The 24,037-nt window shown below is 68.5% G+C and carries 18 protein-coding genes, 1 rRNA gene and 1 pseudogene; 14 read left to right on the top strand and 6 right to left on the bottom strand.

Translation table 11 applies throughout. The features are described 5' to 3' along the window. Positions 1-33: 33 nt before the first annotated feature. A pseudogene (locus EV643_RS45915) lies at positions 34-501 on the top strand (glycosyltransferase family 2 protein); the annotation flags it as partial. Here the strand turns inward: EV643_RS45915 and EV643_RS45910 are convergent. Next, on the bottom strand, positions 471-794 hold the full coding sequence (locus EV643_RS45910; RefSeq protein WP_238165817.1) for a hypothetical protein: 324 nt from the start codon (positions 792-794) through the stop codon (positions 471-473). The pseudogene EV643_RS45915 and the gene EV643_RS45910 sit on opposite strands and share 31 nt — an antisense overlap. A gap of 27 nt (positions 795-821) precedes the next feature. Next, positions 822-989, bottom strand: coding sequence for a hypothetical protein (locus EV643_RS45905; protein WP_238165816.1), 168 nt, complete (start codon positions 987-989; stop codon positions 822-824). 29 nt (positions 990-1,018) lie between these two features. On the opposite strand from EV643_RS45905, the gene EV643_RS26335 reads away from it, so the two are divergent. Together EV643_RS26335 and EV643_RS26330 are read left to right on the top strand one after the other, a co-directional pair. Further along, positions 1,019-3,319, top strand: a complete 2,301-nt coding sequence (locus EV643_RS26335) for a hypothetical protein (protein WP_238165815.1) — start codon at positions 1,019-1,021, stop codon at positions 3,317-3,319. Positions 3,320-3,470: 151 nt separating this feature from the next. Continuing rightward, complete coding sequence (locus EV643_RS26330) at positions 3,471-9,317, top strand: Ig-like domain-containing protein (protein WP_238165814.1); 5,847 nt, start codon at positions 3,471-3,473, stop codon at positions 9,315-9,317. Between the two features lie 92 nt (positions 9,318-9,409). On the opposite strand, the gene EV643_RS26325 is transcribed toward EV643_RS26330, so the two are convergent. The 3 genes from EV643_RS26325 to EV643_RS26315 form a co-directional block, all read right to left on the bottom strand. Further along, positions 9,410-9,931 carry a GNAT family N-acetyltransferase gene (locus EV643_RS26325; RefSeq protein ID WP_133802834.1) on the bottom strand — a complete coding sequence of 174 codons (522 nt, stop codon included), beginning with the start codon at positions 9,929-9,931 and terminating at the stop codon, positions 9,410-9,412. 63 nt (positions 9,932-9,994) lie between these two features. Then, positions 9,995-10,951: an RNA polymerase sigma-70 factor gene (locus EV643_RS26320; protein WP_133802833.1), complete on the bottom strand. Its 957-nt coding sequence runs from the start codon at positions 10,949-10,951 to the stop codon at positions 9,995-9,997. Further along, on the bottom strand, positions 10,948-11,499 hold the full coding sequence (locus EV643_RS26315) for a carboxymuconolactone decarboxylase family protein (RefSeq protein WP_133802832.1): 552 nt from the start codon (positions 11,497-11,499) through the stop codon (positions 10,948-10,950). The genes EV643_RS26320 and EV643_RS26315 overlap by 4 nt, the downstream gene beginning before the upstream one ends. A 397-nt stretch (positions 11,500-11,896) precedes the next feature. Between EV643_RS26315 and argC the strand changes: the two genes are divergently transcribed. The 8 genes from argC (at position 11,897) to EV643_RS26275 (ending at position 19,929) form a co-directional block, all read left to right on the top strand. Continuing rightward, a complete protein-coding gene (gene argC / locus EV643_RS26310) occupies positions 11,897-12,928 on the top strand; it encodes an N-acetyl-gamma-glutamyl-phosphate reductase (RefSeq protein WP_133802831.1) in 1,032 nt (343 codons plus the stop codon). Then, entirely contained in the window at positions 12,925-14,127 is a 1,203-nt protein-coding gene (gene argJ, locus EV643_RS26305) for a bifunctional glutamate N-acetyltransferase/amino-acid acetyltransferase ArgJ (protein WP_133802830.1), read from the top strand. The genes argC and argJ overlap by 4 nt, the downstream gene beginning before the upstream one ends. 17 nt (positions 14,128-14,144) lie before the next feature. Beyond that, a complete protein-coding gene (gene argB / locus EV643_RS26300) occupies positions 14,145-15,038 on the top strand; it encodes an acetylglutamate kinase (RefSeq protein ID WP_133802829.1) in 894 nt (297 codons plus the stop codon). After that, entirely contained in the window at positions 15,035-16,237 is a 1,203-nt protein-coding gene (locus EV643_RS26295) for an acetylornithine transaminase (protein WP_133802828.1), read from the top strand. The genes argB and EV643_RS26295 overlap by 4 nt, the downstream gene beginning before the upstream one ends. Next, positions 16,234-17,166, top strand: a complete 933-nt coding sequence (gene argF, locus EV643_RS26290) for an ornithine carbamoyltransferase (RefSeq protein WP_133802827.1) — start codon at positions 16,234-16,236, stop codon at positions 17,164-17,166. The genes EV643_RS26295 and argF overlap by 4 nt, the downstream gene beginning before the upstream one ends. After that, positions 17,163-17,690: an arginine repressor gene (locus tag EV643_RS26285; protein ID WP_133802826.1), complete on the top strand. Its 528-nt coding sequence runs from the start codon at positions 17,163-17,165 to the stop codon at positions 17,688-17,690. The genes argF and EV643_RS26285 overlap by 4 nt, the downstream gene beginning before the upstream one ends. Next, positions 17,687-19,138 (top strand): argininosuccinate lyase, encoded by a 1,452-nt coding sequence (gene argH, locus EV643_RS26280; RefSeq protein ID WP_133802825.1) that lies wholly within the window; start codon positions 17,687-17,689, stop codon positions 19,136-19,138. Before EV643_RS26285 ends, argH begins: the two co-directional genes overlap by 4 nt. A 71-nt stretch (positions 19,139-19,209) precedes the next feature. Continuing rightward, positions 19,210-19,929 (top strand): DNA-3-methyladenine glycosylase, encoded by a 720-nt coding sequence (locus EV643_RS26275; protein ID WP_133802824.1) that lies wholly within the window; start codon positions 19,210-19,212, stop codon positions 19,927-19,929. Positions 19,930-19,969: 40 nt separating this feature from the next. Here the strand turns inward: EV643_RS26275 and EV643_RS26270 are convergent, their stop codons facing one another. Beyond that, a complete protein-coding gene (locus tag EV643_RS26270; RefSeq protein WP_238165813.1) occupies positions 19,970-20,917 on the bottom strand; it encodes an LLM class flavin-dependent oxidoreductase in 948 nt (315 codons plus the stop codon). A 76-nt stretch (positions 20,918-20,993) separates the two neighbouring features. Between EV643_RS26270 and EV643_RS26265 the strand changes: the two genes are divergently transcribed. The 3 genes from EV643_RS26265 to EV643_RS26255 form a co-directional block, all read left to right on the top strand. After that, the gene (locus tag EV643_RS26265; RefSeq protein WP_133802823.1) at positions 20,994-22,031 is read left to right on the top strand and encodes an App1 family protein phosphatidate phosphatase; all 1,038 of its coding nucleotides are present in this window, start codon (positions 20,994-20,996) and stop codon (positions 22,029-22,031) included. 52 nt (positions 22,032-22,083) lie between these two features. Beyond that, positions 22,084-23,388: a tyrosine--tRNA ligase gene (gene tyrS, locus EV643_RS26260; RefSeq protein ID WP_133802822.1), complete on the top strand. Its 1,305-nt coding sequence runs from the start codon at positions 22,084-22,086 to the stop codon at positions 23,386-23,388. Between the two features lie 555 nt (positions 23,389-23,943). Next, a 16S ribosomal RNA gene (locus tag EV643_RS26255) occupies positions 23,944-24,037 on the top strand; the annotation flags it as partial.

The following is a 24,037-nucleotide window of genomic DNA, read 5'->3' as shown; positions in this document are numbered from 1 at the left end:
GGTGTAGCGGACCAGACCAGCACCAGCAGGAGGATGCCCGAGATGCCGGAAGCCGAGCCCGAACTCTCGGTGGTCGTGCCGATGTACGACGAAGAAGAGGTGCTGCCGATCTTCTTCGAGCGGATGCGGCCACTGCTCGACGGGCTGGGGATCGGCTACGAGGTGCTCGTGGTCGACGACGGCAGCCGCGACGGCACCGCCTCCCTGCTACTCGCGGCCGCGGTCGACTGGCCCGAGCTGCGGCTGGTTCGCCTTCTCCGGAACTCCGGCCACCAGGCCGCCTTGTCCGCCGGATTCCGTCGCGCCCGGGGCAGGTACGTGGTCACCATCGATGCCGATCTGCAGGATCCGCCCGAGGTGATCGCCGAGCTGCTGACCGCCGCGCGCCAGAGGGATGTCGACGTCGTGTACGGCGTCCGCTCCGACCGCTCGAGTGACACCTGGGCCAAGCGGACCACCGCGCGCCTCTACTACCGGTTGATGTGTCGCCTGGTCGGCAAGGACATCCCGTTCGACGCCGGCGACTTCCGACTCGTCTCCCGGCGGGTCATCGACGCCGTGAACGCCCTGCCCGAGGACGGCCGGGTCTTCCGGCTGGTGATCCCGTGGCTGGGATTCCCGAGCACCGAGGTGAAGTACGTGCGCGCCGAGCGGGCGGCAGGAACCACGAAGTACAACCTGAGCAAGATGCTGCGGCTCGCGTTCGACAGCGTGACCGCGTTCTCGGCGGCGCCGTTGCGGCTGGCGACGTGGCTCGGGCTGCTCGGTGGGCTGCTGTCGGTCGGGTTCGTCATCGGCGCGCTGGTGATCAAGGCGTCCGGTCAGAGCATCCCGGGCTGGACGTCGACCGTGCTGGCCGTCTGCGTGATCGGCGCGATCTGTTGCTGTGTCTCGGGTTGCTGGGAGAGTACGTCGCCCGGTTGTTCCAGTCGAGCCAGAAGCGGCCGCAGTTCCTGGTCGGGTACGACAGCCTGGAGGACCCCGGGCATCAGCCGCTCGACCGGGAACCAGTCCGCACTTGACCACCGTCGACATGCCGCCCATCCGCCCACTGGTCCGCAGTCCAGTGGCGGTCGCACGGCTCTGGCCCTGGTCGGTCCCACTGGTTGTCGCGGTGGTCGGCCTGCTCACGGTCAACGTGCCATTCGGATCGATCGCGCTCTACACCTTGTACTTCGCGGGTTGCGTGGTGCTGCCCGGCGTACTCCTGCTCCGGGCGCTGTGGCGGACCACCGGCAACTGGCCCGAGGACGTGGGCCTCGGTGCGGTTGTTGGTATCACCCACCAGATGGCCGGCTGGGCTCTGTTCACCCTCGTCGGTGCACAAAGCTGGCTGGTCCTGTGGCCGCTGTTGCTGCTCGCAGCGTTCGCGGCCGTACCGCGGTTGCGGGGGCACTGGCGGATCGGCGAGCCCAAGCCGTTGCCGATCCTGTGGACCTGGGGACTGGTGGCCGCCGCGACGATCACAGTCGCCGGTGCCGCCTTCGGTGTGTACGCATACCACCCGATGCCACCCGACGGTACGGCGTACTATCCGGACCTGCTCTATCACTTGTCGATGGTGAACGAGCTGACCCGGTCGGTGCCGCCGGAGTTAACGCAGGCGGCCGGACAGTCGCTCGACTATCACTGGTTCGCGAACGCCGACATGGCCGCGGCCGTCGACATCACCAAGCTGTCCCCGATCGTTGTGCTGTACCGGCTCTGGCTGATCCCACTGGTCGTCATCACGTTGCTCGTCTGCGCCACGCTGGCCCGGACCGTCAGCCGCGCGTGGTGGACCGGCGTACTGGCCGCCGCCGCGTTGGCCGGCCCGCAACTCGGTCTGCTGGTCGATACCAAGGTGGACCTGTCGCCGCCGCTGAGTCTGGTCAGCCCGTCGCAGACATTCGGCATGCTCGCTGGGACGGCGGCAGCAGTGTTCCTTGTCGAGCTGCTGTTCCGTGGTGCGCGCTCCAAAACCCTGTGGGTGCTCGCCATTGCCACGGCACTCGTCGGCGGCGGTTCCAAGCCGACGATCTTGCCCATCCTGGTCGGCGCGGTCGGCTTGTCGGCGCTCTACCTGTTTGCGCGCGACCGCCGGCTGCCCGCCCGGTTCATCGCGGCCGGTGCACTACTGCTGGCGTCCGGCGTCGGCACGATGGTTAGCGTCGCGGGCAGCACCAGTGGCTCGGGGCTTCAACTCCTTGCTGTGGTCAAACTGCAAGCGGGGTACCGAGCAGCGACCAGGGATGCGACCCCGGGCGGCATGGGCGGTCTGATCCTGCCCGCGCTCAGCTCCGGCCGCCTCCTCTCGATCGTCGGTGCCCTGGTTGTCTTCGGGCTCCTCCTGGTTGGTCAGGCGACGGCCCTGGTTGGGTACGGCGTACTCGGCCGCCGTCAGCTCCGGCGTGACCCGCTCGGCTGGTTCCTGCTCGGCGGACTGATCGCTGGTTGGGCGGGCTACCTCCTGGTCGACCACCCGTCAGCCAGTGAGTCGTACTTCGTCCGCAGTGTCGTCCCGTTCAGCCTGGCCGCTGTCGGGTGGATGGCAGCGGGGTGGATGCGACAGGTCGACGACCGGCGACGCGCGGCCGTGACCGTCGCAGTACTGGGTGTCGGTCTTGCTGTCGTGTACTCCGGTGCGCTGCTGGGGACCAGGATCCGACCACGGGGGGACCAGCTCGATCGGATCGTCCTGGTTGCGCTTCCTCTGTTCGCTGTCCTCACAGTGACAGTCGTGCTCGTACTGCTTTGGCGACGCCTTCCCTGGAGCGGGCTGGGCGGACTCGTAGCGGTGGTGACAGTCCTCGCCGTGCCGACTGTGTCCACCTTCGTGCTCAGCCTCCAGGTCAACGGAGGTAAGCAGGCGCAGACGTTCAGCTCACCGCAGTGGCGGGTGCACCCGGACGAAGCGGCCGCCGCCCTGTGGCTGGCGAAGAACTCCGATCCCGACGACATCGTTGCCGCCAACACCTACTGCCGTCCGGCCGGGCCGCAACGACCCGGCTGCGACGCGCGCGGCTACATCGTCAGCGGTATCGCAGGCCGCCGCACCCTGATCGAAGGCTGGGCGTACACCCAGCAGGCGATGGCCCGGCAAGGTGTCGGCGGCAAGCGGTACACCCAGCAGCCGTCCCCCTGGCCGGACCGCGTCGCGATCACCAACCAGGCCCTCTACGAACCGACCCCACTCGTCCTCCAGCGACTCCGGAATCAGTACGGCGTCCGCTTGCTGTACGGCGATCTCCACGACGGACCGGTGTCGCCCGAGCTCGATCGGTTGGCCGTCCGGCGACACAGCGTCGGCATGATCCGGATCTACGAACTGACTCGCTGATTTCCCCGTAACATCGAACTGGCGTGGAACGTTAGCTCTACGCTGGCCCGATTCGCCCCGAGGCCGACGCAAGCGGAGACGTCTGTGCTCGGGAGGGCGGGGGATGGCGGGGAGGAAGTCCGGCAAGCGGGTCACACGCAGCTTGCCCGGGGTGCGCCGCGTCGTTGGTGTTGGCCTGGTTCTCGCAGTCGTGGGCGCGGCCGTCAGCAGTCCGTCCGGCACGAGTCCGGCCGAGGCGTACCAGGTGCCGGCCGAACCGTTCAGCCAAGGCCAGACCGCCACGGCCAGGATGCCCGGATCCGGGCTCACCCAGACGATCGCGGTCACCGGTCAGACCGAGTTGCTCGACGCAACGACGACGGGTGTCCGCGGCAGCACGGCCACGACGTACGAGCCGGCGCTGGCCCGGACGACTCCGGGCGAGGATCTCGTCGTCAACACCGGCACCTGCGCCCCGACCGGCGGCTGCAGCGACCGGGGTACGGTGACGATCACGTTCTCGCAGCCGGTGCGCGACCCGATCCTGCACTTCGCAGGGATCGGCGGCGCCGCCACCCAGACGGTGAACGGCAAGCCGCGCGCGCAGTCCGAGCTGCACTCCGTGCTCAAGCTCACCACCGCCGGTCTCAGCCTTCGCAAGCTCGGCCAGGGCAACAATCTCAAGGTCACCAGTGACACGGTCACGGCCGCCAACTCCGATGCGGGCCCGAACTGCATCAACACCGACACCGGCGACGGCCCAGACTCGACCGCCACCGCGGCGTGCGGTTCGGTCCAGGTCAACGGCGTCACCAAGACCGTCGCCTTCGACCTCACCGCAGCCTTCACCAAGAACCCGTCGCTGCCCGCCTTCAACACCCCCTCCTCGGGCGACGCGTTCTCGGTCGTCGCGTCGACCGGCGAGGACTTCGGCGACGCGCCCACGTCGTACGGCGCCGCCTGGTCCGTGCTGAGCGACGTGCAACTGGGTGCCGAGGTGAGCGCGGACAACACGTCGATCGCCAACGGGACCGCCGGCCCGACCGGTGCGGACCAGGCCGACGACGGCGTCACGTTCCAGCCGTTGCTCACCACCACCAAGACGTACTCCGCTCCCGTCACCCTCGCTGGTGTGACGAAACCGGGGCGCGTCTGTGGCTGGATCGACCTCGACCGGGACGGCAAGTTCGAGCCGGCCGAGCGGACCTGCGGGACCTTCGCCGCGGGGCAGCGCGCAGCCACGTTGAGCTGGACCGACTTCCCGCGCCCGGTCGCCGGCGCGTCGTACGGGCGGGTCCGGGTCGGGTACACGGCGGAGCAGGTCGAGACGCCGACGGGCGCGGCCGACGCCGGTGAGGTGGAGGACTACCAGGTCGCGATCACGCCGCCACCTCCGCCGGTCGCTGCCGATGACGTCGCCACCACGCCGTACAACACCGGGATCACGACCGATGTCCTCGGCAACGACAAGCCCGGCGACCCGAGTACGCCGCTGCAGCCCGGCTCGCTCTGCCTGGTCGCGGGGGAGACCTGCAAGGAGATGGTGCACGTCGTCGGCCAGGGCAAGTACGTCGCCAAGACCGACGGCCGGATCGATTTCGAACCAGTGCCCGGATTCGTCGGCCGCGGCAAACCGGTCACGTACCGGATCGCCGACAGCGATGGCGCAACGGCCAAGGCAACCCTGACCATCACGGTGTCGCTGCCCGACAAGCCGGTCGCCAACCCCGACACCGCGACCACCAAGCAGAACGTCAGCCTCACCGTCGAGCCGCTCACCAACGACAAGCCTGCCCTAGGCGTCACCCTCGACCCCGCGTCCGTCGTACTGCGTGACCCGGCTGATGGGGCCTTCAAGAAGACGGTCGTCATCGCCGGTGAGGGGACGTACACGGTCAAGCCGTCGGGTGGCGTCGACTTCGTCCCGCTGCCGCGGTTCACCGGGATCGCGACGACCATCGGGTACAGGGTGTTTGACAGTACCAAGCAGTCCGCCGAATCGACGCTGGTCGTGACGGTCACACCGGTCGTCCCGAAGGCGCTCGGCGACTCGGTCAGCACCCCGTTCGACACCAACGTCGTCGTCCCGGTGCTCGACAACGATCTGCCGGGCTCACCAGATGCACCACTGAATCCGGACACCCTGAAGCTGGTCGACCCGGTCACCGGTGGGCTCGTCGACAAGGTGACGGTCAGCCGCGAAGGCGTCTACCAGGTGTCGGACGGGAAGGTGACCTTCGCGCCGAACGACGGGTTCCAGGGCAGCACCAAACCGCTGACCTATCAGGTGCTGGACCAGAACGGCACTGCGGCCCGCGCGCAGTTGGTCGTCTCGGTCGACGCACCCGGTCCGCCAGTGGCGAACCCCGACACGGTGACGACCCTGCAAGGTGCTCCGATCCTGGTCGCGGTGCTGGACAACGACAAGCCCGGCCCGACTGGCTCGGCGCTCGTTCCCGACAGCGTTCGCCTGGTCCCGGCCGCGCCGCGGAGCGAGCCCGGTCCGTCGATCGATATCCCCGGCCAAGGCAGGTACACCGTCAAGCAGGACGGCCGGATCCTCTTCGAGCCCATCCTGTCGTTCCACGGCAAGGCCACGCCGGTCACGTATCAGGTTGCCGATGGCAACGGGGCGATCGGCCGGTCGACGCTGACGGTCGAGGTCACCCGGGTGCAGCCCGACGCGACCGACGACACTGCGTCTACGGCCTTCGATACGACCACTACGGTCTCGGTGCTGTCGAACGACTCGGCCGGCGACCCCGCCGTACCACTGGTGCCGAGCAGCGTGCGGCTCGTCGATCCCAGGACTCAGAAGCCTCAGCAGGTCGTGACGGTTGACGGTGAGGGGACGTTCTCGGCGAAGCCTGACGGCACAGTCGAGGTCGACCCGGTGCCGACGTTCACAGGTGTCGCGACGCCGGTGATGTATCGGGTCACGGACGTGAACGGCACGCTGGCGCAGGCGGTCCTGACCGTCACGATCGCCAAACCGCCGGTCCCGATCGCCAAACCGGACACCGTCACGGTCAAGCAGGACATCACCGCCACACTGGAGCCGTTGGCGAACGACGAGGCCGGACAGGGGACCGGGCTGGACCCGATGAGCCTGGTCCTGATCGACCCGGCGGACGGTTCGCTGAAGAAGACCGTGGTGATCCCGGGGGAGGGCCATTATCAGGTCAACCCGGACGGCACGATTACGGCCGACCCGATCCCGTCGTACACGGGGACCGGGACCACGCTCACCTATCGCGTCTCGGACTGGTTCGACCAGGCGGCTCGCTCGACTGTCGCTGTGACGGTCACGCCGATCACCCCGACGGCTGTGGACGACAGTACGGCGACGCCGTACGACACGACCGCGACTGTCGACGTGCTCGCCAACGACGAGGCCGGCGACCCGAGTGCGCCGCTGGTCCCAGGGAGTGTGCTGCTTCGCGATCCGGTCGACGGGGTCTTCAAGCCTTCGGTCACGATTGCCCGGACGGGTGTGTTCAAGGTGCAGGCCGGTGCGGTGGTCTTCGATCCGCTCGCGTCCTTCACCGGTTCGGTGCCCGAGCTGAGCTATCAAGTTGCCGATGACAACGGGATGGTCGCGACCGCCGTACTGCGAATCACGGTCGGCGCGCCGCCGATCGCCCAGCCGGATCTCGCCTCCACCCAGCAGGACGTCACGGTCAGCGTGAACGTGCTGTCCAACGACAGTCCAGGCACGGACGCCCGCCTCGATCCAGCCTCGGTCGTACTGCGGGACGTCGTCGCCAAGTCGGGCAGCGGGTCGACAGTTGCTTCGGGAGCGGACGGGTTCGTCAAGCGGATCACGGCGCCTGGTGAGGGCACGTACACGGTGCAGCCGACCGGCATGATCGTCTTCGATCCTCTGCCCACCTTCCATGGCCGGGCGCGGCCCGTGACCTATCGCGTCACGGACTCGAACAAGAGCACGGCGATCGCGACGATGACGATGACGGTGACCCGGATCCAGCCGTTCACCGTGGACGACTCCGGCATCACGCCGTACAACCGGGCGATCACCGTCAACGTGCTGGCGAACGACAAACCGGGTGACCCGAGTGCGCCGCTGGTCCCGGGCAGTCTGGTGCTGAAGGATCCGGCCGGCGGGGCGTACAAGAAGAAGGTGACGCGGGCCGGCGAGGGCTCCTACGTTGCGGGCGACGACGGGACGATCACGTTCACCCCGGCGAAGGACTATCAGGGCGTGACCACTCCCGCGACGTACCGGGTGACCGACGACAACGGGTCGACCGCCGAGGGGCTGCTGTTCCTGACCGTCGGCAAGGGTCCGGAGGCGGTGCCGGACACCGTGACGACGAAGCAGAACGTCGAGATCGCCATGGATCCGCTCGGCAACGACAGGCCGGGGACGGCGGCGGAGTTGGAGAAGACGTCGGTCAAGGTGTTCGGGACCGGTTGGGGGCGGACTGCGACGATCGCCGGGCAGGGGACGTTCCGGGTCGACGAGCTGACCGGGAAGATCACGTTCGACCCGATGCCGGCGTACAGCGGGCTGAGTTCGGTCGCGTATCAGGTGACGGACACGAGTGGGAACAAGGCGATGTCGACCGTGACCGCGACGGTGACGGCGATCGTGCCGGAGGTGGTGAACGACTCGGTGTCGACCGCGTTCGACACCCCGGTGACCGCGCGGATACTGGGGAACGACAAGGCGGGTGATCCTTCGGCTCCGCTGGTGCCGGGGACTGTTCGGCTGATCGATCCGGCGACAGGTGATGCGCTGGCGTCTCTGCGGGTGATCGGGCAGGGCGTCTACACCGTGCAGCCCGACGGGGGAGTGCGGTTGGCGCCGGACGAGGGGACGAGCGGGCCGCGGACGCCGGTGACGTATCAGGTCAGCGATGCGAACGGGACGACCGGCACGGCGACGTTGACCGTGACGGTGGAGGCGCGGCCGGTGTCGCAGCCCGATGTCGCGCAGACGAAGCAGGCGCGGCCGGTGACGTTCGACCCGCTGGGCAACGACGAGCCGGGGCCGGGCGCTTCGCTGGATCCGGCGACGTTGTTGCTTGTCGACGGCGCCGGGGTGCTGGTCGGCAAGGTGACAGTGCCCGGGCAGGGGACGTATGCCGTTGCCGACGGCAAGATCACGTTCACTCCGGTGGCTCGGTTCACGGGCAGCGCCCGGCCGGCGCAGTACGAGGTGAAGGACAGCAATCGGAACGCGGCCCGGTCGACGGTGACGGTGACGGTTGTGCCGGTACGGCCGGTGGCTGCGGATGACGAGGCGAGGACGGCGTACGGCGTACCGGTGGTGGTGCGCGTGCTCGGGAACGACAAGGCGGGCGATGCGTCGGCTCCGCTGGTGCCGTCGTCGGTGGTGTTGCGGGATCCGGCGGATGCGGTGGACAAGAAGGCGGTGACGGTTCCGGGGGAGGGATCGTTTGTGGTGGTGGACGGGGCGGTTGAGTTTCGACCGGTCAAGGGGTTCGTCGGTACGACCAGATCGCTCACCTATCGGGTGACCGATGCCAACGGGACGTCGGACACGGCCCGGCTGGAGGTCACCGTTGGTGCTCCGGCCGGGGCGAAGGCCATCCCGGACAGCGGTACCGGCAGCTTCGGGAATCCGGTGGTGGTGAATCCGCTGCTGAACGACGCGCCGACGTCCGGTGCGCGCTGGGATGCGGCGAGTGTGTGCCTCGTGACTGGGCCGGCGCTCTGCGAGAAGCGTGTGGTGTCGCCGGCCGTGGGGGTGTGGACGGTTGGCGCGGACGGGACGATCCGGCTGGTGCCTTCACCTGGATTCGGTGGGATTGCGAAGGTGACGTACCGGGTGGCCGACACGAACGGCGTGACGGTCGACTCGCAGGTGAAGGTGATGGTGGGCGGACAACCGCCCGCGATCCGGACCCCGGCGGGCGGCGCCGCCCTGCCGGACACAGGAGGGCCGCCGGTCATGTTGCTCACTCTGGGCGGATTGCTGGCCGCCCTCGGCCTCGCCTTGCTCTCCATCGCCCGCCGAAACCGCTCGGATTGAGTGCTCGTACTGCGGGTCGCCGGCGCGCGCCCGCGTGGAGAGCCGCGACGGCTGGGCCCCGCTGAGGAGCGGGACCCAGTCGCCGCTTGTTATCAGGTCAGGTCGGTGACCAGCATGAGTTCGTCGCGGTAGTCGTCCTCGGCGACCCGGACGGCGCGGGGGTGGGTGCCGACGACCCGGTAGCCGAGTTTGCCGTAGAACTGCTCCAGGCTGTTGCCGTCGCGGACCGTCAGCATCAACTGCTCGAGCCCCAGTTCGACGGCGGATCGGCGGAGACCGTCCATCAGGATCCGCCCGGCGCCGCCGCCCTGGTACTTCGGGTGCACCATGACCCGCAGTACGGTCCGCCAGTGCGGGTTCAGCGGGCTGTTGCTGCTGACCAGCATGCCCATCCCGACGTAGCGCTCGCCGTTGTGCAGCACACCGAGCAGATCCTTGCCTGCGGCAACGCGATCGAGCGCGAGATCGAGCGTCTCGGCGACCAGGTGAACCGGAGCCGGTGCGGTGAAGCCGACGCTCCCACCGGCGTCGGTGGCCGCGATCCAGGTGTCCAGCAGATCCGCCCTCAGATTCGGCTCCGAGACCGCGTCCGGCTCGATCACGACGTACTCCACAAGCCCTCCCAAATGCGACTAAGTTGCACCTAGCCTATCTGGTTCGACGCCTCGAACGGCAGCTCAGAGCTGGTCTTTGGGTGGGATGGTGGTGAGTTTGTCGGGGTTGCGGACGACGTACAGGTGGTCGATCAGGCCGGCCGCGTTGATCTCGACGAAGCCGACGCTGTCCACCTCCTCGCCGTCGTAGGCGACGAAGGCCAGCTCGCCGTTCAGCGTCGTGATCCGGATGTCGAATCCGGCCGCGTCGGCGGCGGCGATCGCGGCCACCCAACGGGCGATCTTGTCCGGCCCGTGCATCGGCCGGAGCGCGGCCCGCTTCTTGCCGCCGCCGTCCGTCACCAGGACGACATCCGGGGCGAGCATTGAGATCATCTGGTCGAGATCCCCGGACCACGCTGCCTCGAGGAACCGGGTGGTGACCTCGGTGTGCTGCGCCTTGTCCACCCGATGCCGCGGCTGCCGCGCGTGCACGTGCTCCCGGGCCCGGTGCGCGAGCTGCCGTACCGCGGCCTCCGAGCGCCCCAGCGTCTCCGCGATCTCACTGAACGGCAGGTCGAACACTTCCCGCATCACGAAAGCGGCGCGCTCCAACGGCGACAGCGTCTCCAGTACGACGAGCATCGCCATCGACACCGAGTCCGCCACCTCGGCAACGGCCGCCGGGTCGTCGCCGGCCGGAGCAGCCGCGATCGGCTCGGGCAACCACGGCCCGACGTACTGCTCCCGCCGCGACTTCTGCTGCCGCAACCGGTTCAACGCCAGCCGCGTGGTGATCCGGATCAGGTAGGCCCGCGCATCCCGTACCTCGGCGCGATCCACTCCCGTCCACCGCAACCACGCCTCCTGCACAACGTCCTCGGCATCGGCCACACTCCCAACCACCCGGTACGCCGCTCCGACCAGCACCTCCCGATGCTCGGCGAACTCCCGCGCCAACTCGGCGGTCGTCTGGTTCGTCTCGGTGGCGTGGTTCGTCTCGGTCGTCCCGGTCGTCTGGTTCGGCTGGTCCGGATTCACGCTGGCCTCAATTCGCAGGTGTCCTTGAAGCCCTGGCTCGTCAGGCCGAGAGCCGCATTCGTACGGGAGCGGAAGTTCTCCAGTGAGATCTGGGCGGTGAGCTCGACCAGTTCGGCATCGGACAGATCGCGGCGGAGGCGTTCGACCTGCCCGTCCGTCACCTCCGGCGGGGTCGCCGTCATCGCCTCGGCGTAGTCCATCACCGCACGCTCCAAGTCCGTGTAGACCGCACTGTCCCGCCACCCTGGCACAGCGCGGAGCTTCACGGGGTCGATCCCCCGGTGGTGGTACTCCCAGAACCCGAAGTCCGTGCACCAACTGCACCCGATCCGCCCCGACGCCACCATCCCGGCCAGCGCCTTCAACGTCGGATCCACCTTGTTCCACCTGGCCGCGGTCAACTCCACCACCGCACTCGTAGCCAACACCCGCCCGTTGTGCATAGCCGCCCTCCCCGGATCCAGCACCTGCCCATACTTCCTCCGGCTGACCCACTCCATCACCCGAACAACCCACGTCCGCTCATGCACCAACGAAACCCGCGCCATCTCCGCCTCCTCAGCTCCGTCCTCACCCACCCGGACACGCCCTACCACCCCCCTTGTGACATGACCCCCCTCACACCCGACAGCCAACCCCTGCCCCACCTCCCCCCGCCCACACCAGGAGACACGCCACAGGCCTCTTGCATCACCGCTGACCTGTTGCAACCCGCCAGCGACACAACGACCCGCCAGCGGTGAGTGAACCCGCCGATGGTGGGGCACGGTGGGTGGAGTGCGGGCATGCTGGTGGCCCGGACCGGGGCGCGCCCGGAGCGGGGCGCCCCGAGGTGGGGTCGGAGCCGGTGGGGTCGGAGCCGGTGGGGTCGGAGCCGGTGGGCCGGAGCCGGGGTGGGGGGGTATTTGGTTGGATGTTTTTCCAGGGTGTGACATACTCATTCATATGACGCTGAAGGTTGCGGTGGCAGGGGCGAGTGGATATGCCGGGGGTGAGTTGCTCCGGTTGCTGTCCTCGCATCCCGAGGTGGAGATCGGTGCGCTGACCGCGGGCGGTAACGCGGGCAGCGCCCTCGGGCAGCACCACCCACATCTGACACCGTTAGCTGGGCGAACCCTCGAGGAGACCACCGCGGCGAAGCTCGCTGGGCATGACGTGGTGTTCCTGGCGCTCCCGCACGGACAGTCCGCCGAGATCGCCGAACAGCTCGGCGATGACGTCACCGTGATCGACTGCGGCGCGGACTTCCGGCTGGTGGATGCGGAGGCGTGGGTGGAGTTCTACGGCGGCAAACACGCCGGCCACTGGCCGTACGGACTCCCCGAGCTCCCCGGCCAGCGGGACAAACTCCGCGGCGCCAACCGGGTCGCAGTACCGGGGTGTTACCCCACCGTCTCCACGCTCGCCCTGCTCCCCGCAGTACAGAACAACATCGTCGATCCCGGCCAGCTGGTGGTCGTCGCGGTGAGCGGGACATCCGGCGCCGGCAAGGGACCGAAGCCGCATCTGATGGGTGCCGAGGTGATGGGATCCGCGACCGCGTACGGCGTGGGCGGCGTGCATCGGCACACCCCGGAGATCGAGCAGAACCTGGCCCCCCAAACGGACCAGCCTGTATCCGTCTCCTTCACCCCTGTCCTTGCCCCGATGGCCCGCGGCATCCTCGCGACCTGCAGCGCGCCCGTCACCGACGGCACGACGGCCGACGCGCTCCGGCAGAGCTACGAGGACGCGTACGCCGATGAGCCGTTCGTGCACGTGCTCCCCGACGGGCAGTGGCCGCAGACGCAGGCCACCCTCGGCGCGAACACGGTGCAACTCCAAGTCACCCTCGACCAGCGCACCGGCCGCGCCGTGATCGTGGCCGCGATGGACAACCTCACCAAGGGCACCGCCGGCGGCGCCGTGCAGTGCATGAACCTGGCCACCGGGCTCGACGAGACCCTGGCCCTTCCCCTGATCGGAGTAGCACCGTGACCCTGGCTGTCACCCCGCACACCCAAGTCGATCGGAGCGCCGGAGTCACCGCGCCGGCCGGCTTCCGTGCGGCGGGGGTGATCGCCGGGATCAAGCCGTCCGGCAAACCCGACCTCACGGTCGTGGTCAACGACGGCCCCGAGTACGCCGCCGCAGGCGTCTTCACCACCAACAAGGTGAAGGCGGCCCCGGTCCTGTGGTCCCAGCAGGTCCTCACCGCCGGCAAGTTGAAGGCCGTCGTCCTCAACTCCGGCGGCGCCAACGCATGCACTGGGCCGGAGGGTTTCCAGGACACCCACAAGACGGCGGAGAAACTGGCCGACGTACTGCGGGTCGGTGCGGCCGAGATCGGTGTCTGTTCGACCGGGTTGATCGGCGAGCGGCTCCAGATGGACAAGGTGCTCCCCGGGATCGACGCGGCTGTCGCCGTACTCGGCAGCACCCCGCAGCACAGCCTCGACGCCGCGACCGCGGTGATGACCACGGACAACGTCGCAAAGCAGGCAGTGCTCATTCACCCCGACGGCTGGAGCATCGGCGGATTCGCCAAGGGCGCGGGCATGTGCGCGCCGAACATGGCGACCATGCTCAGTGTCATCACCACCGACGCGGTGATCGACCAGCCACATCTCGACCACGTACTGCGGAACGCGGTCGGCAAGACCTTCAACCGGTTGGACGTCGACGGTGGTACGTCGACCAACGACACCGTGCTGCTGCTCAGCTCGGGTGCTTCGGGCGTCACCGTGACCCCCGAGACGTTCGAGGCCGCATTGACCACCCTGGCTGCTGACCTGGTGAAGCAGTTGCAGGCGGATGCCGAGGGCGTCACCAAGCACGTCAGCATCACGGTCAAGAATGCCGCCACCGAGGCCGAGGCGGTCGCCGCCGCCAAGGTGGTAGCCGAGGACAACCTCTGCAAGACCGCCTTCTTCGCCTCCGACCCGAACTGGGGCCGGATCGCGATGGCGGTCGGCAACGCGCCCACCGCGTTCGACCCACAGCTGCTCGACATCACTCTGAACGGCGCGCCGATCTGCGTTGCCGGCGGCAAGGGTGTCGACCGGTCCGAGGCGGACCTGAGCGGAACCGAGATCGACGTCGTGATCGACCTGCACGCCGGCTCGGCCTCCGCGACGGTGCTGACCACAGATCTGTCGCATGCCTACGTCGAAGAGAACTCGGCCTACTCTTCATGACCGCGACGGAACAGCCCATGAAGATCACCCCAGCCACCGCCCACGAGACCGCCGTCGAGAAGGCCGCCGTGCTGACCGAGGCGTTGCCGTGGCTGAAGCAGTTCCACGGCAAGACCATCGTGGTCAAGTACGGCGGCAACGCGATGGTGGACGACGAGCTCAAGCAGGCGTTCGCCTCCGACATCGTGTTCCTCCGGCACTGCGGTGTCCGCGTGGTCGTCGTCCACGGTGGTGGTCCGCAGATCAGCGAGATGCTTGGCCGGCTCGGCATCGACAGCGAGTTCCGCGGCGGCCTGCGGGTGACCACGCCCGAGGCGATGGACGTCGTCGGGATGGTCCTGGTCGGCAAGGTCGGCCGCGAGCTGGTCGGCTTGCTGAACGCGCACGGGCCGTTCGCGGTCGGCATGTCCGGTGAGGACGCGGGCCTGTTCACCGCGGAACGCCGTACTGCGCTGGTCGACGGCGAGGCGGTCGACATCGGCCTGGTCGGTGATGTGGTGGACGTCCGGCCGGAGGCGGTGGTCGACCTGATCGACGCGGGCCGGATCCCGGTCGTCTCCACGATCGCGCCGGACGAGGACGGCCTGGCGCACAACGTGAACGCCGACACCGCGGCCTCCGCGCTGGCAGTCGCGCTCGGAGCCGAGAAGCTCGTCGTGCTGACCGATGTCGCCGGGCTGTACCGGAACTGGCCGGACAGCGAAGAGATCATCACCGAGATCGACGCCGACGAGCTGGCCGTGCTGCTGCCGTCGCTGGCGTCCGGGATGGTGCCGAAGATGGAGGCCTGCCTGCGGGCGGTCCAGTCCGGGGTGTCCCGGGCGACCGTGATCGACGGGCGGGTGCCGCACTCGCTGCTGCTGGAGATCTTCACCGACGCCGGGAATGGGACTCAGGTGATTCCGTCATGACCGAACTACTCACCGTCGACGGCACCCAGTCGGCCCTCACCGAGCGGTACACCACCGCCTTGATGAACACCTTTGGCGCCCCGAAGCGGGTGCTGGTCCGCGGCGAGGGCGCGTACCTGTGGGACGCCGACGGCCGCAAGTACCTCGACCTGCTCGGTGGGCTCGCGGTGAACTGCCTCGGTCACGCCCACCCGTTCGTGGTGTCCGCGGTGACGAGTCAGCTCGCCACCCTCGGCCACGTGTCGAACTTCTTCGCCTCCGCACCGCAGATCGCGCTGGCCGAGAAGTTGCTGTCCCTCTTTGATGCGGATGGCAAGGTTTTCTTCACGAACTCCGGTACGGAGGCGAACGAGGCCGCCTTCAAGATCACCCGGCGGACCGGCAAGACCAAGATTGTCTCCACTGTCGGGGCGTTCCACGGCCGCTCGATGGGCGCGCTCGCGGTGACCTGGAAACCGGCGTACCGGGAGCTGTTCGCCCCGCTGCCGGGTGACGTGACGTTCGTCCCGTACGGCGATGCGGCCGCGCTCGCCGCCGCTGTGGACGACGAGACGGCGGCTGTCGTGCTCGAGCCGATCCAGGGCGAGAACGGCGTGATCGTGCCGCCGGCCGGATACCTGCAGGCGGCCCGGCAGATCACCGCGGACCACGGCGCGCTGCTGTGGATCGACGAGATCCAGACCGGTGTCGGCCGGACCGGCGACTGGTTCGCGCACTTCGAGTCGGGGATCACGCCCGACATCGTGACGGTCGCGAAGGGTCTCGGCGCGGGCATCCCGATCGGCGCGTGTCTTGGCTTTGGCCCGGCCGCGGATCTGCTCCAGCCGGGAAACCACGGTACGACGTTCGGCGGCAACCCGGTCGCCGCGATCGCCGGGCTCGCCGTCCTGACCGTGATCGAGCGGGACGGCCTGCTCGCGAACGTGAATGCCATCGGCAACCACCTGGTGTCGGCCATCGAGGCGCTCGATCACCCGCTGGTGCAAGGTGTCCGGGGTCGTGGGTTGCTGTTGGCGATCCAGCTGACCAAGCCGGTGTCGGACCAGGTCGCCGAGCTCGCGCTGGAGGCCGGGTTCGTGGTGAACAATCCGATTCCGGACGCGTTGCGATTGGCGCCGCCGTACATCTTGAGCAAGGCTGACGCTGACAGCTTCGTCGCGGCTCTGCCAGGGCTGCTGGATCAGGTGGAGGGCGTATGACCAGGCACTTCCTGCGGGACGACGACCTCAGTCCGGTCGAGCAGGGCGAGGTGCTGACGCTGGCGCAGCAGTTGGTCGGCGACCGGTTCGGGCACCAGCCGCTGGCCGGGCCGCAGACCGTCGCGGTGATCTTCGACAAGACGTCGACCCGGACCAGGATCTCGTTCGCGGTCGGCATCGCGGAGCTCGGCGGCGTACCGCTGATCATCGACGCGCAGACCTCGCAGATGGGTCGCGGCGAGCCGATCGCGGACACCGCGCGGGTGCTCGACCGGCAGGTCGGCGCGATCGTCTGGCGGACGTCTGCGCAGACCCGGATCGAGGAGATGGCCGCGGCCGCCCGGGTGCCGGTGATCAACGCGCTGACGGACGAGTTCCACCCGTGCCAGATCCTCGCCGACCTGCTCACCGTCCGTCAGCACAAGGGATCGACGGCCGGGCTGAAGCTGGCGTACCTCGGCGACGGCGCGAACAACATGGCGAACTCGTACCTACTCGGTGGCGTGACCGCCGGGATGCACGTGGTCATCGGGTCGCCTTCCGACTACCAGCCGGATACCGCAGTACTGGCCAAGGCTGTCGACATCGCTGCCGGAACAGGTGGTTCGGCAGCGTGGACCGACGATCCGCTGGAGGCCGTCGACGGCGCGGACGTGGTCGCGACCGACACCTGGGTCTCGATGGGCCAGGAGGCCGAGGCCACCGAACGGGAGGCCCCGTTCGTCCCGTATGCGGTGACCGAGCAACTGTTGTCCAAGGCAAGCGCCGACGCGATCGTGTTGCACTGCCTGCCGGCGTACCGGGGCAAGGAGATCGAGGCCGCGGTGATCGACGGACCGCAGTCGGTCGTCTGGGACGAGGCGGAGAACCGGTTGCACGCCCAGAAGGCGTTGCTCGCCTGGCTACTGGCGAGGAATTTCAGCTCATGACCATCGCCGTACCGACCACGAAGACCGCCCGGCAGCAGCGGATCGTCGACCTGCTCGCGCGGCAACCGGTTCGCTCGCAGACCGAGCTGGCCGAGTTGCTCGCGTCCGCCGGACTCGTTGTGGGCCAGGCGACGTTGTCCCGCGATCTGGTCGAGATCGGTGCGGTCAAGGTCCGGGACTCGGCCGGCCAGCTGGTGTACGCCGTACCGGGTGAAGGTGGTGACCGTACGCCGCGAGCCGGCGAGGCAGCCGCGTTCGAGGCACGGCTGGGCCGGGTCGCGTCCGAGCTGCTGGTGTCCGCCGAGGGCAGCGCGAACCTGGTGATCCTGCGAACCCCGCCGGGTGCGGCCCAGTACTTCGCGTCGGCGATCGACCACGTGGGACTGGACGACGTACTCGGCACCATCGCGGGCGACGACACGGTGATGGTCGTGTCCCGCAACCCGACCGGCGGCGAGGCGCTCGCGGCCCGGTTCCTCAGCCTCGCGGACCGCAACGATCACAAGCAGGAAGAGACCACATGAGCACGGGAGAAGGCCTTCAACAGAGCGCGGGCCAGGGTGCGGCCCAGAGTTCGGCGCTGTGGGGTGGGCGGTTCGGTGGCGGGCCGGCGGACGCGCTGGCGGCGTTGAGCAAGTCGACGCATTTCGACTGGCGACTGGCTCCGTACGACATCGCCGGCTCCAAGGCCCATGCCAAGGTGCTGCACCAGGCCGGGCTGCTGACCGACGACGACCTGACGAAGATGCTGGCCGGTCTCGACGAACTGCTGGCCGACGTGCTGGCCGGGCGGTTCGTCGCAGCTGAGGACGACGAGGACGTGCACACCGCCCTCGAACGCGGCCTGCTCGACCGCCTCGGCGCCGAGCTCGGCGGCCGGCTGCGGGCCGGCCGATCGCGGAACGACCAGGTCGCCACCTTGTTCAAGAGCTACCTACGCGACCACGGCCGCATCATCGCCCGGCTCGTCCTCGACCAGGTGACCACCCTCGCCGATCAGGCCGAGCGTCACCTCGGCGTGGCGATGCCCGGTCGGACTCACCTTCAGCACGCCCAACCGGTCTTGCTCTCCCACCAGTTGCTGGCGCACGCGTGGCCGCTGATCCGCGATCTCGATCGGCTGGCCGACTGGGATGCGCGGGTCGCCGCCGATTCGCCGTACGGGTCGGGGGCGCTCGCGGGCAGCTCGCTCGGGCTGGACCCGCAGTTCGTCGCCACCGAACTGGGTTTCACCGACTCCTCGCCGAACTCGATCGACGGCACCGCCGCGCGCGACTTCGTGGCCGAGTTCGCCTTCGTCGCCGCGCAGATCGGCGTCGACCTGTCCCGGCAGGCCGAGGAGGTGATCATCTGGGCGACCAAGGAGTTCGGCTTCGTCGAACTGGACGACGCGTACTCGACCGGGTCGAGCATCATGCCGCAGAAGAAGAACCCGGACATCGCCGAACTGGCCCGGGGCAAGTCCGGCCGGCTGATCGGCAATCTGACCGGCCTGCTCGCGACGTTGAAGGCGCAGCCGCTCGCGTATAACCGGGACCTGCAGGAGGACAAGGAACCGGTCTTCGACTCGGTCGACACGCTCGAGGTGCTGCTGCCGGCGTTCACCGGGATGGTCCGGACGCTGCGGTTCAACACTTCACGGCTGGAGGAGTTGGCGCCGCAGGGGTTCTCGCTGGCGACCGACATCGCCGAGTGGCTGGTCCGCCAGCAGGTGCCGTTCCGGGTCGCGCACGAGCTCGCGGGCGCCTGCGTCCAGGCGTGCGAGAAGCGCGGCATCGAGCTCTGGGACCTGACCGACGAGGAACTGGCCGTGATCTCCCCCTCGCTCACGCCGGAGGTCCGCTCGGTCCTCAGCGTCCAAGGCTCGATCGCCTCCCGCAACGCCCGAGGCGGCACCGCCCAAGCCCGAGTCACCGAACAACTAACCGAACTCCGCACCCGAGCCGCTACGCACGCGGAGCGCCTCACCTAACCGCACCTCGGCCCGCCGGGACCGCGTCGCCTGGTCGGCGTCCTGTCGGTGCGGTCGCCTAGGGTTTCGGCATGCCCGTACGCCGCGCGCTCCTGGCCGCCCCCGTCCTCGAGGTCGCGCCGAGAGTGCTCGGCATGGTGCTGCGCAGTACGACGGACGAGGGCACCGTCTCGGTCCGACTGACCGAGGTCGAGGCGTACGACGGCCCGAACGACCCGGGTTCGCACGCCTACCGCGGTCGCACAGCACGTAATGCCGTGATGTTCGGCCCCGCCGGCCACCTGTACGTCTACTTCACGTACGGCATGCACTTCTGCATGAACATCAGCGCCGGCCCCGACGGCGAACCCTCAGCCGTCCTCCTCCGAGCCGGCGAAATCATCGAAGGCCTCGACCTGGCCCGAACCCGCCGAGGCACCCCCAACCCCACCCAAGAAAAGTTCAACCAGTCCCTCAACGGCCAAGCACCGCAACCGTCCAAGGCGCGGCTCGGTGGTGTCTTGCCCGGGCCGTCCTCACGCAGAAGTGCTGTGGTGAACCCTGATCGCGACTTGGCCCGGGGTCCGGCTCGGCTGTGCGTCGCGCTGGGGATCGGCCGGGAAGCGAACGGCATCGATCTACTGGCATCGGACTCCGCAGTGCAGTTGCTTCCCGGCCCGGGCTTCGACGGCGAACCCTCCACCGGCCCCCGCGTCGGTCTCCGCGAGGCAGCCGACCGCCCGTGGCGCTTCTGGATCCCCGGCGACCCCACCGTTTCGCCGTACCGCCCCCACGTCCCCAAAGGCCGCTGACGCGGCGACCCGTAGTACGAGTCGCCGGAGTGGGTCTGGCTCAGCGGTTGGCTAGTTCGAGGACGTGGTCTAGCTGGGGGAGGCCGTGTTCGACTTCCGGGTCGGGGAACAGGCCGATGTGGTGTACTCCGGCGGCATCGAGGGCGTCGAGGTGTGCGGCCGCGTCGTCGAGGGTGCCGATCGGGCCGAGCTCCAACCACCAGTCGTGCGGCATGCTGACCAACCCGGCGACCCCCGACTCGGCGTACCGGCTGACCATGTCGTCGTAGAACGGCAGCGTCCGCAGGCCCGGGTTCTTCGCGTCGATCAGCCCGCCCAACCACGGCGCGGTCCACTCGTACGCCGCCTTGCGGTCGCCGCGCACGCAGAACGCGCTGAACACCGCCATCACGAACCCCTCCGGCGACCCCGCCTGCTCCAGCGCGAACCGCACGTACGACGGCGAGGCGGGCTCGGCGAGCACCACACCACCGGCGACGCGACCCGCGAGAGCCAGCGACTTCGGCCCCTGCACGCCGAGCAGGATCGGTGGGACCTCGGCCGGCGGCGCGTCCAGTTGCACATCACGCAACTGGACCGTCTTGCCGTCCATCGTCACCTTCTCGCCTGCCAGCAGCCGGTTGACCGCAACGGTGACCTCCTCCAGGGCGGTGAGTGGCGACGTCGGCCGGACACCCATCTGGTCCATCCACTCCTGCACACCGTGACCGATTCCGGGCAGGAACCGGCCCGGTGCGAGCGCGCAAAGCGTGGCGATCTCCATCGCGGTGATGGGAGCGGTCCGCGCGACGGCGGGCAGGATGCCGATGCCGACGGTCAGCCGCTCGGAGACGCTGAGCGCGGTGGCCGCCAGCGACGGGCCGGAGGTGTAGAAGCAGTCCTCGATGATCCACAGGTCGTCGGCGCCGCCCTGGTCGAGCCGGCGGGCCACGTCCGACACCAGCGCGGCCGGGAAGGTGCGTGGGAAGCACATACCGAGAGAAGTCATACCGAGAACGTAAAGGTCCGCACCGACAGTCACGCCGATGGGCGTACCAGCCCCCGAGCCGGGTAGGTTTCGGAGCATGGCCCGTCCGCACTACTCCTCCCGGCTGGAGGACTGGTTCAACCTCGGCGCGTCGGCGGTCCTGCGCCGGCGCGGCTGGCGCGAGCGGATCATCCCGCACGTCGGCTACGGCAACTCCGAGTACGTCAGGGTGCTCGCGCGCGTGGTGCTCAGCCGCGACCCGCGGAACCAGCCCCGGTACGACGAGGACCAGGTGGTGCGTGGCTGGCGGGTGTTCGTGACCGCACCGGCGACGAAGGTCCGGGTGTCGGTCACGGTGGCCGGGCAGAGCTTCGAGGCCGTGACGGATCGCGGCGGCTTCGTCGACCTCGCCGTACCGGTCGTCCTGCCGCCGGGGTGGCACGAGATCAGCCTGGGCATGCACGGCGACCAGCAGGCCCGCGGCAAGGTGTACGTGCCGGATCCGGAGGAGACCTTCGGCCTGGTGAGCGACATCGACGACACGGTGATGCTGACGATGCTGCCGCGTCCGATGATCGCCGCGTGGAACACGTTCGTCCGGGACGAGCAGGCGCGGCGCGTAGTACCGGGGATGGCCGAGATGTACGCCGAGCTGCTGGCGGACCACCCGGGGGCGCCGATCTTCTACCTGTCGACCGGGGCGTGGAACACGGCGCCGACGTTGACCCGGTTCCTCGCGCGGCACGGGTACCCGGTGGGGCCGATGCTGCTGACCGACTGGGGGCCGACGAACACCGGGTGGTTCCGTAGCGGCCGGGAGCACAAACGGACCGCACTGCGGCGACTGGCCAAGGAGTTCCCGAACGTACGGTGGGTGCTGGTCGGGGACGACGGTCAGCACGACCCCCAGCTGTACGGCGACTTCGCACAGACGCATCCGGATCACGTGCAGGCGATCGGGATCCGCCAGCTCACCCCGGCCGAACAGGTGCTGTCGCACGGTCTCCCGGTCCCGAACGCGGACCCGGGCGCCCACGATCCACAGCGCCCGACCGCGACCACGGTGCAAGGCCCCGACGGACACGCCCTGCTGCCCCAACTCCGCGCAGTACTGTCCCGGCCAGAGGCGTTGTAACTGAGCCTGGCACCCTTGAGGTTGATTTCGCCGTACTTCGAGGAGAGACCAAGTGACCGAGAGCGGGACCGTAAGCCGCACGCAGGTGCTCGACGACCTGGCAGACCGTGGCTTGATCGCGCACACCACCGATCCCGACGCCCTGCGAGCCGCGATGGCGGCCGGCCCGATCACCTCGTACGTCGGCTTCGACCCGACCGCGCCGAGCCTGCACATGGGGAACCTGTTGCAGTTGCTCACCCTGCGCCGCCTGCAACTGGCCGGGCACAACCCGATCGGCCTGGTCGGCGGTGCGACCGGACTCATCGGCGACCCGAAGGAGACGTCCGAGCGGGTGCTGAACCCCAAGGACGTCGTCCAGCAGTGGGTCGAGCGCGTCCGCAGCCAGGTGGAGCGGTTCCTGGACTTCGACGAGTCGCTGCCGAACCCGGCCCGGATGGTGAACAACTACGACTGGACCAAGGACCTCAACACGCTCGACTTCCTCCGGGACATCGGCAAGCACTTCCCGGTGAACCGGATGCTCGGCCGCGAGGTGGTGAAGGCCCGGCTGGAGCAGGGGATCAGCTACACCGAGTTCAGCTACGTGTTGCTGCAGTCGCTGGACTACTTGGAGCTGTACAGGCGGCACGGGTGCACTCTGCAGACCGGTGGCAGTGACCAGTGGGGCAACCTGACAGCGGGCGTCGAGCTGATCCGGCGGACGGAGGGTGGGAAGGCCCACGCGCTGGCGACCCCGCTCGTGACGAAGGCGGACGGGACCAAGTTCGGGAAGACCGAGTCGGGGACCGTGTGGCTCGACCGGGAGCTGACCACGCCGTACGCGTTCTACCAGTTCTGGTTCAACACCGACGACCGAGACGTGATGCAGCTGGTCCGGTACTACACGTTCCGTACTGCGGACGAGATCGCCGTCCTCGATGTGGCGACTGCCGAGCGACCGCATGCGCGTGAGGCGCAACGGGTGCTCGCGGAGGACGTCACCACACTTGTGCACGGTGCAGAGGAGACGCGACGCGTGCAGGAGGCGTCGAAGGCGCTATTCGGACAAGGGGAGCTCTCCGCACTCGACGGGGCGACCCTGGTGGCCGCACTACGTGAAGCGCCGCATGTGGAGCTCGCTGCTGGCGAACCGATGCCGGCGTACGGCGACCTGCTGGTGAAGTCCGGCCTGGTCGCGAGCAAGTCCGCCGCGCGGCGGACGGTCGCGGAGGGCGGCGGCTACCTGAACAACGCCAAGGTGAGCGACCCCGAGTACGTGCCGACGGCCGACGATCTGCTGCCCGGCGGAGCGCTCGTGCTGCGACGCGGGAAGCGTTCGTTTGCAGGGGTTCTGGCCGCTTCGGCAGCCGGCTGACCAATCCCACAGAGTCGATGCCGCAGGCAAATTACAACCATGTGATGCTGCCCACCGGGAACCGATTTGACCGGCTACCTCCGGGCCACGTAATGTTCTTCTTGTTGGAGCGAGCGCGGGACGCGAAAGCGGCCGGACGCTCCGAACCCCCAAAGGCTACCGCAGCCGAAACGCGCCTCCGGGCTCGGGTCGGCAGGTCAGACGCGGGTGGCGGGTCAGAAAAACCCGGACTTGACCGGGTGGATCGGATCCGGTAAAGTAGCGTAGGTTGCCCCGGAAACCTGGCCGAAAGGTTCGGTTGCGGTGTGCGCCCGATTCTTGAGAACTCAACAGCGTGCCGAAAGTCAATGCCGAAATATGCATTAACCCCGTTCACGGGTCTCGGTGGGTAGGTCGGTCGGCCTCTTCGAGGTTGATTGATCTGTTCATTGTTGATTCGTGTCGGATTCCTTTGTAATTTTTCTGGATTCAAGTCAGTTTGATTTGTTTCTGATTGCAATGGATCGTTTTTCGTTAGTCTGTTATCCACGCTCACGCGTGGTTGACATATAGATTTCAACGGAGAGTTTGATCCTGGCTCAGGACGAACGCTGGCGGCGTGCTTAACACATGCAAGTCGAGCGGTAAGGCCCTTCGGGGTACACGAGCG

The organism is Kribbella caucasensis, assembly GCF_004361855.1.
Classification (GTDB): domain Bacteria; phylum Actinomycetota; class Actinomycetes; order Propionibacteriales; family Kribbellaceae; genus Kribbella; species Kribbella caucasensis.
The sequence above is the reverse complement of the archived record's forward strand: the minus strand, read 5'-3'. Positions and strand labels throughout refer to the sequence as shown.

What these genes read in the sequence shown, in the direction of transcription:
- EV643_RS45905 (WP_238165816.1), bottom strand. Translation starts at nt 989, where the DNA reads ATGCCCGGGGTCCTCCAGGCTGTCGTACCCGACCAGGAACTGCGGCCG.
- argH (WP_133802825.1), top strand. Translation starts at nt 17,687, where the DNA reads ATGAGCACGGGAGAAGGCCTTCAACAGAGCGCGGGCCAGGGTGCGGCC.
- EV643_RS45910 (WP_238165817.1), bottom strand. Translation starts at nt 794, where the DNA reads ATGACGAACCCGACCGACAGCAGCCCACCGAGCAGCCCGAGCCACGTC.
- EV643_RS26285 (WP_133802826.1), top strand. Translation starts at nt 17,163, where the DNA reads ATGACCATCGCCGTACCGACCACGAAGACCGCCCGGCAGCAGCGGATC.
- EV643_RS26275 (WP_133802824.1), top strand. Translation starts at nt 19,210, where the DNA reads ATGCCCGTACGCCGCGCGCTCCTGGCCGCCCCCGTCCTCGAGGTCGCG.
- EV643_RS26295 (WP_133802828.1), top strand. Translation starts at nt 15,035, where the DNA reads ATGACCGAACTACTCACCGTCGACGGCACCCAGTCGGCCCTCACCGAG.
- EV643_RS26270 (WP_238165813.1), bottom strand. Translation starts at nt 20,917, where the DNA reads ATGACTTCTCTCGGTATGTGCTTCCCACGCACCTTCCCGGCCGCGCTG.
- argB (WP_133802829.1), top strand. Translation starts at nt 14,145, where the DNA reads ATGAAGATCACCCCAGCCACCGCCCACGAGACCGCCGTCGAGAAGGCC.
- EV643_RS26315 (WP_133802832.1), bottom strand. Translation starts at nt 11,499, where the DNA reads ATGGCGCGGGTTTCGTTGGTGCATGAGCGGACGTGGGTTGTTCGGGTG.
- argC (WP_133802831.1), top strand. Translation starts at nt 11,897, where the DNA reads ATGACGCTGAAGGTTGCGGTGGCAGGGGCGAGTGGATATGCCGGGGGT.
- EV643_RS26265 (WP_133802823.1), top strand. Translation starts at nt 20,994, where the DNA reads ATGGCCCGTCCGCACTACTCCTCCCGGCTGGAGGACTGGTTCAACCTC.
- argF (WP_133802827.1), top strand. Translation starts at nt 16,234, where the DNA reads ATGACCAGGCACTTCCTGCGGGACGACGACCTCAGTCCGGTCGAGCAG.